Consider the following 6,016-nt stretch of genomic DNA (forward strand, 5'->3'; position numbering starts at 1 on the left):
TTTGCCGGCTACCGTGATGGGCGCGGCCCCCTGCTTAGTATCTAGTGACGCGATGGGTTCGCGATGACAAGAAGCGCTTCGACGTCTCGCAGGCAATGAGCCTTTTTGCCATAAGCTGCTATCAATTAAGGCGAGCAGCTCATATCTAGGTCGTGAACCCATAAATTAACTTCGTTGCAGTTGGGGTGGAAAGGGCCGTCTGGCGTGGTATCGTTGGCCACATGTTGTTCATGCTGACCATCATGGCCGCAGCGTCTCTCTCTCCGCCCGAGGAACCGTTAGCCGGTCAGCTTCGCGCTGCAATTTGGAACGATTTGCAACTCAACGCCATGATTGGCAACGGTAACTGGCTGGCATCGCTTTGGTACAATGCGGGTCAGGAAGACGCCAAGACGCCTGACCTCCACATTCTGGATATGTCCTGTGGCAGCAACCGCGAGGGACATCGTTGCTCCTTTACACTGTTGCGTGACGGCGGCGTGCGGATGGCCTTCAACGAAGCAGCCCCTGACCGACTCAATTGCACTGCGCAGTTCGTTCGTCAGGAAAAAACTGACGGGTGGAAGGTGAAGCATCGACCGCCGCGCGGCTCCAGGCACAGCCGCACGGACATGCAATGCAAAGCTATGTCTGCAAGCTGATCTTTGGGCGTGCATGGACCAAACTGCGGACTTTACCCGTAATCGGAACTCTGATTCAGCGTCGGCATGAGCCGATATGATCTGACCGACTTTGAGTGGCGCGTGATCGAACCATTGCTGCCCAATAAGCCGCGAGGCGTCCCACGTGTCGATGACCGACGTGTGCTAAACGGCATATTTTGGGTGCTGCGATCTGGCGCGCCATGGCGCGACCTACCGGAGCGCTACGGTCCGCGCACCACCTGCTACAACCGCTTCGTGCGATGGCGAAAAGCTGGCGTTTTGGATCGGATGATGGATGCCATCACCGCTGCCCACGACGGCGACATCCAGATGATCGACAGCACTTCCGTTCGCGCCCATCAACAAGCTGCGACGGCAAAAAGGGGGATCGAGATCATTGTCTCGGTCGTTCCCGAGGCGGCCTCACGACGAAAATCCATGCGGTCGTCGATGGGCAAGGTCTCCCGATCCGGTTGAGCCTGACCGCCGGGCAAAGTCATGACGGGCAAGCTGCTGACGATCTGCTCGAGCATGTTGGTGCCGGAACAATCGTTCTGGCGGACAAGGCCTACGATGCCGACCGCATCCGGGCGTCTCTCCGCGAGAAAGGGGCGTTCGCCAACATTCCGCCCAAGTCCAACCGGCGGTCAAAGCCCTACTTCAGCACATGGCTCTACCGCGAACGAAACCTGATCGAGCGCTTCTTCTCCAAGTTGAAGCACTTCCGTAGGGTGGCCACCCGCTATGACAAGATAGCCGAGAACTTCCTCGCCATGGTCCAGCTCGCCTCAATGCGGCTGTGGCTGCGCGTTTATGAGTCTACGCCCTAATTTCTTCAATCGGACTCCGAGTTCCTCCCTTGTGGTCGGCACCGCCGTGCGAAGGCGCTGTCCGGCCCGAGCCGAGCAGCGCCTTCAACTCATTGGCGCAGAAGGGCGATACCGGTCAGCCAACCGTATTTGCCAGTAACGCGTTCTTCCCGGGTCTGCAGATTCACGAGACGAACCTCGCCGCCCAGATCGCTTACCCAAATTTCGTTGGTGTCTTCATCGACGGCGAGACCGATGGTTTCTTCGAATCCTGAGGCCAGGATCTCGACCGGACCCAGACCATTCTCGGTAATTGGCGCACGGTTGAGCGTGTTGCCCTCAGGAGGCGCCCCGCGATCGGTCCAGTAGAGTATCTTGCCGTCGCGGGTTAAGTGCAGGTCGATAGGTTCGGGCAGACCCTCAGCGAGCAGTTCGATGTCTTGGCGGTTTTCCGGTGTCGCGCCTTCGGGCAGCGCGATCGGGGCGCGGAATATCCGACCTTCACCTGCGTTATCGTTACCCTTCTGGGTCCAGTAGATGCAGCCGCGCGCGTTGTCGACAGCAATCCCGACGCAGTGGCGCTTAACGTCGGCGTTGTCGGCCGGCGACTGCCCACGCTGGACAAGCACTTCCAGATCGCTCCCATCCAGGCGGCAACGCATCACGCGCATTGTTTCGCGCTCGGACCAGTAAAACCACCCCTCTTCGCGGTCGAGATACAACTGCTTGGGGGTGCCCAGCTTGCCATTGCCAAGGATGACCTCATGTTCGGAGCCATCCAGTCGGCTGCGTTCAAGCGTGCCGTCGAAGGCCTCGAAATCGGGGCCCATGTTGGTCCAGTAGAGGTAGCCGGCCTCGGCATCGACCTGGATACCATCGGGCGTCGCGCCAAGGTCCTCGAACAGGGTTTCGACCTCGCCACCCTCGGGCGACTGCGACAGCATGGCGGGGGGACGGGCCTGCAGGATATAGAGACGCGAGCGGGTTTCGGCAGGGATCGTCATGTCAGGAGGCCTTCTGGTAGTCGTCAAAGAAACCAACACCGGACTTGGAGCCCAGCTTTCCGGCGTCGATGTAGTGTTTCAGGAGAGTGCGGATCTGAAGGGGCAGGTGATCGCGTTCTTGAGCGTAGTGCTCTTCGATATCCAAAACGACATCGAGGCCGACGTTATCCATGAGCCGAAATGGTCCGACGCGTGCACCGGTGGCCTCCCGAAAAATGGCATCGATGGTCTCGGGCGTCGCGACGCCATCGGCCAGCACCAGCAGCGATTCACGCTTGATGGCCGCCCAGATGCGGTTGAAAATGAAGCCCACGCTCTCGGTTTGCGCCACGTAGGGCGAAAGACCGTAGCGTCCCAGCAGGTCCGCGAGAAAAGCTATGATCTCAGGCGCGGTATGTCCGTTGCTCATCAGCTCAACCGGACGCGCCGAGGGGGGCATCATGAAATGCGTGTTGAGGACCCGCTCAGGATGGGACAGGTGATCGCTGAAGGCGCTGCTCGGGTACGAGGAGGAGTTGCTGGCCAGGATCACATCGGGCTCTAGCATTTCGTCGAGCTGTGCAAAGACACTGCGCTTGAGCTCCAGGTTCTCGGGGACCGCCTCGGTCACGAGCCAGACGTCCCGCGTTGCGGTGGCCAGATCGTCCGTCGGGACGATGGTTCCCGCTTGCGCGCCGTCGATCGACGCGAGCACCTCGGGTAGTTCTTGCATCGCCCACTCTGCACCGTTCTGGGCGGCGTCGAGGTTGGTATCGTAGAGGCGGATTTCAGCGCCGCGCGTCGCGTACATCATGGCGATGCGGCGACCGAGGACACCAGCGCCCAGAACGGCCATGGGCCGCTGGTCAATCGTGGCTTCTTCGGGAAGATCCATGGGAAACAACCTTTCGTGTTTCCCGTCCATTTAAGCCTTTTCGATCATGCCAGTAGATTCGTAGGCGCAAAGCGCCCTTGCGTCTACGCAAGGAACTGATCGCTTTCGAGCGCTTCGCGTACACGCTCCAGAAACAGCACTTGGGCCCGCGTTGGCAGGCGCCGTGCGGGGGTAAACGCCCAGGCCGAAACAGGATCGGGGTGACAATCCGGCAGCAGTTCTACCAACTGGCCTTCTGTGACCAGTGGATCGCACACTTGTCGGGTGGCAATCATCGCGCCACGTCCGCGCCGCGCGAAATCAAGTCTCAGCAGACTAGGTGTCGCGGCAATGACGGCGCTGACGGGAACCGTCACCGAGCCCCCTTCGGCATCGGTGAAGTGCCAGGAAGTCTCTCCCGGCCGCACCAGACAGGGCCAGTCCGATAGTTCGGCACAAGCCGCCGGAGCACCCAGTTGGGTGACCAGCGCGGGTGACGCATACAGACCTTGCGGCACGTCGTGAAGGCGCGAGCAGACCAGCGTAGCATCCTGAACATCCTCGCGCCGGTGACTGAAGAAGATGTCGACCCCAGCACCAACGGGATCAGGCAAATGGGCCGACGCCAAAAGTTCGAACCGCAGGTTGAACCCCTCATCCTGAAGCCTCTCGATCACGGGCTCGATCCAGGCGGTAATGAATTCATGCGGGGCAGCAATGCGCAGCCCTCCTTCCGCCCGCGCATTGCTGCGCCGTACTTCGGCGCTGGCTTCGGCGATCGCGGTCATATGAGGACCGATCGCCTCACTCAGGACATGGCCCGAAGGCGTCAGCACAAGCGCACGTGCGGTACGCTCGAACAGGCGCACGCCAAGGTGCTCCTCCAGTCGGGTCACCGCACGGCTGACACTGGAGGGCTGCATGTCCAGTTCAACAGCCGCAGCGGAAAAGCTTCCCCGAGCCGCGCAGACGATGAAGATGTAATGCTCGTTCCACATACGTAACAGATAGACTTCGCGGGAAATTCTTGAAAGCCAAAGGCATTTGTCGCTGATTGCGTGCTTCGCAAGTCCTCTACCGCCCCCGTTGCGTGTTGAGGATGGAGAAGCTTCCTGTTTGCTCCTGGTGAGCGAAAATCGGCGCATGAACGGCAAGAAAGGGTCGGGAGCAGAAGGGCTGCGCCGTGCCGACGGGCGGAGTGCCTGATAGGCGCCCTTGTCGGTCGGTCGAGAGCCGATTTGGCACGCTTGGCAGCGGACCGACCAGTTACTCTTGCCGCCCAGGCTCCTCAGCGGCCCAGATGGGTGGCAAGCTGCCTTAGCGCCTCCGCTTTTGTAGTTGGTGCTTTAACCAAGCGAGACCAAGGCCAACGGGTATTGAGATGACGATTAAGAACGTGATCGAAAGTGGCCAAGACCAGCCTTGACCCCTTGAAAAAGCTATGGCTGCAAATGTCAGGAAGACGCTGACTATTTGAAACAGGTAATCATAGCGGTCGTGCTGTCGTCTGCGCATCGACGTCTAAATGCCTAACCAATCCGATGACTGCAACGGAGCGTGTGCCGAACTTCAGAAAATCTCGTTTCTCGGTGATGCGCGACACTTGAAGGCGAAAGGCAGCTATCTGTCCTTCCTAGGTCGTGAGCCGCCATTCCGCAAACGGCCCCTTTCAGACATTCCAACCGATGCCAAATTTGACCGCGCGGCCCGAGGCCCCTGATCGGGAACAGCGACCGGAGGAAGCTGGAAGGACCTCTTCTCAAGGGGCCATTGCCCCTTGATCCCAGAATGGGCAACCTCACCTTCCCAAGCCACCGCCGCGCGCGCAAGCTGAGCCAGACAGTATCGGGAGCCCGAGGGCGATGGCCCTCGGAATTCCTTCTTCCTGTCCTTTTCGAGAGCCCTCTAAGCCTTAACTGCGCACCGCCACGTCGAAGGCCACGGTCATGCGGCGCCCTTGCGCGAACGGCGCGGTGCCGTGGAAGAGCGTGCTGGGAAAGAGCGTCAGGTGCTTTTCTAGCGGGGGGACGATCTGGCGCGGGGGCAGGTCGAGGCCCATTTCGGGCGGCGCGCCGCCCACTTCGAGGCAGCCTGCGCCGGGGACATCCTGAGCAAGTGGCGGCAGGTCGATGTAGAGCGCGGAGGAGAGCACGCCCTGGGGGTGGATATGGACCGTGTGCCGCCCGCCCGGCCCCAGCCGCACCGACCATGAGCCTGCGATGGCCAGTTCCTCGTCGCGCCGTGCAAGCAGCGGATGACCGGGGTCGCGCGGCGGCAGGCCCGTCCGGTAGGTCTCGATCACCTCCAGAATCGCATCGTGCAGGATCTTGAGCGGCGCCTCGGTGCGCGCAAAGAGCCCGCCGCGCGTCTGGCTGCCGCCGCGCACCGACTGCCCCACCGGCACGAAGGAGGTTTCGTGCAGCGCGTGGAGCAGCGCCTTGATCTCTGTCCAGTCGGCATCGGAGATGGCGAGCGACAGGCGGCGCACCATGTTCGGCTGGCCGTGGAGCCATTCCTCGCGCGGGTCGTCGAGCATGCGCCAGGCCAGCGAGCGCAGCCCCCAGCCCGAGACATCGTGGGGCGCATCTTCCAGCGCGCGCGCCAGCAGCGCCTCGGCACGTTCCGGGTCGCGGCAGCGCAGGCGGTGGCGCGCTTCCTCGACGCGGGCAAGCACGCCTGCGCGGCCCTCGCGCGCGGGCAGATCGG

At 61.5% G+C, this 6,016-nt stretch carries 5 protein-coding genes and 1 pseudogene; 2 read left to right on the forward strand and 4 right to left on the reverse strand.

Annotated features, from left to right (window positions below; translation table 11 throughout):
• The first annotated feature begins 230 nt into the window (after window positions 1–230).
• Together MTR65_RS19920 and MTR65_RS19925 are read left to right on the forward strand one after the other, a co-directional pair.
• Complete coding sequence (locus MTR65_RS19920) at window positions 231–641, forward strand: hypothetical protein (protein ID WP_243803332.1); 411 nt, start codon at window positions 231–233, stop codon at window positions 639–641.
• A gap of 66 nt (window positions 642–707) precedes the next feature.
• Window positions 708–1,474 (forward strand): annotated as a pseudogene (locus MTR65_RS19925) (IS5 family transposase).
• 89 nt (window positions 1,475–1,563) lie between these two features.
• Here the strand turns inward: MTR65_RS19925 and MTR65_RS19930 are convergent.
• The 4 genes from MTR65_RS19930 to MTR65_RS19945 form a co-directional block, all read right to left on the reverse strand.
• On the reverse strand, window positions 1,564–2,457 hold the full coding sequence (locus MTR65_RS19930) for an SMP-30/gluconolactonase/LRE family protein (RefSeq protein ID WP_243803334.1): 894 nt from the start codon (window positions 2,455–2,457) through the stop codon (window positions 1,564–1,566).
• Window position 2,458: 1 nt separating this feature from the next.
• Window positions 2,459–3,331 (reverse strand): 3-hydroxyacyl-CoA dehydrogenase family protein, encoded by an 873-nt coding sequence (locus tag MTR65_RS19935; protein WP_243803336.1) that lies wholly within the window; start codon window positions 3,329–3,331, stop codon window positions 2,459–2,461.
• A gap of 83 nt (window positions 3,332–3,414) precedes the next feature.
• Complete coding sequence (locus MTR65_RS19940; protein WP_243803339.1) at window positions 3,415–4,308, reverse strand: LysR family transcriptional regulator; 894 nt, start codon at window positions 4,306–4,308, stop codon at window positions 3,415–3,417.
• A gap of 914 nt (window positions 4,309–5,222) precedes the next feature.
• A partial coding sequence (locus tag MTR65_RS19945) for a putative 2OG-Fe(II) oxygenase (RefSeq protein ID WP_243803341.1) occupies window positions 5,223–6,016 on the reverse strand: 794 nt, incomplete at its 5' end.

The organism is Novosphingobium mangrovi, from assembly GCF_022818885.1.
In the GTDB taxonomy this organism is placed as follows: Bacteria; Pseudomonadota; Alphaproteobacteria; order Sphingomonadales; family Sphingomonadaceae; genus Novosphingobium; species Novosphingobium mangrovi.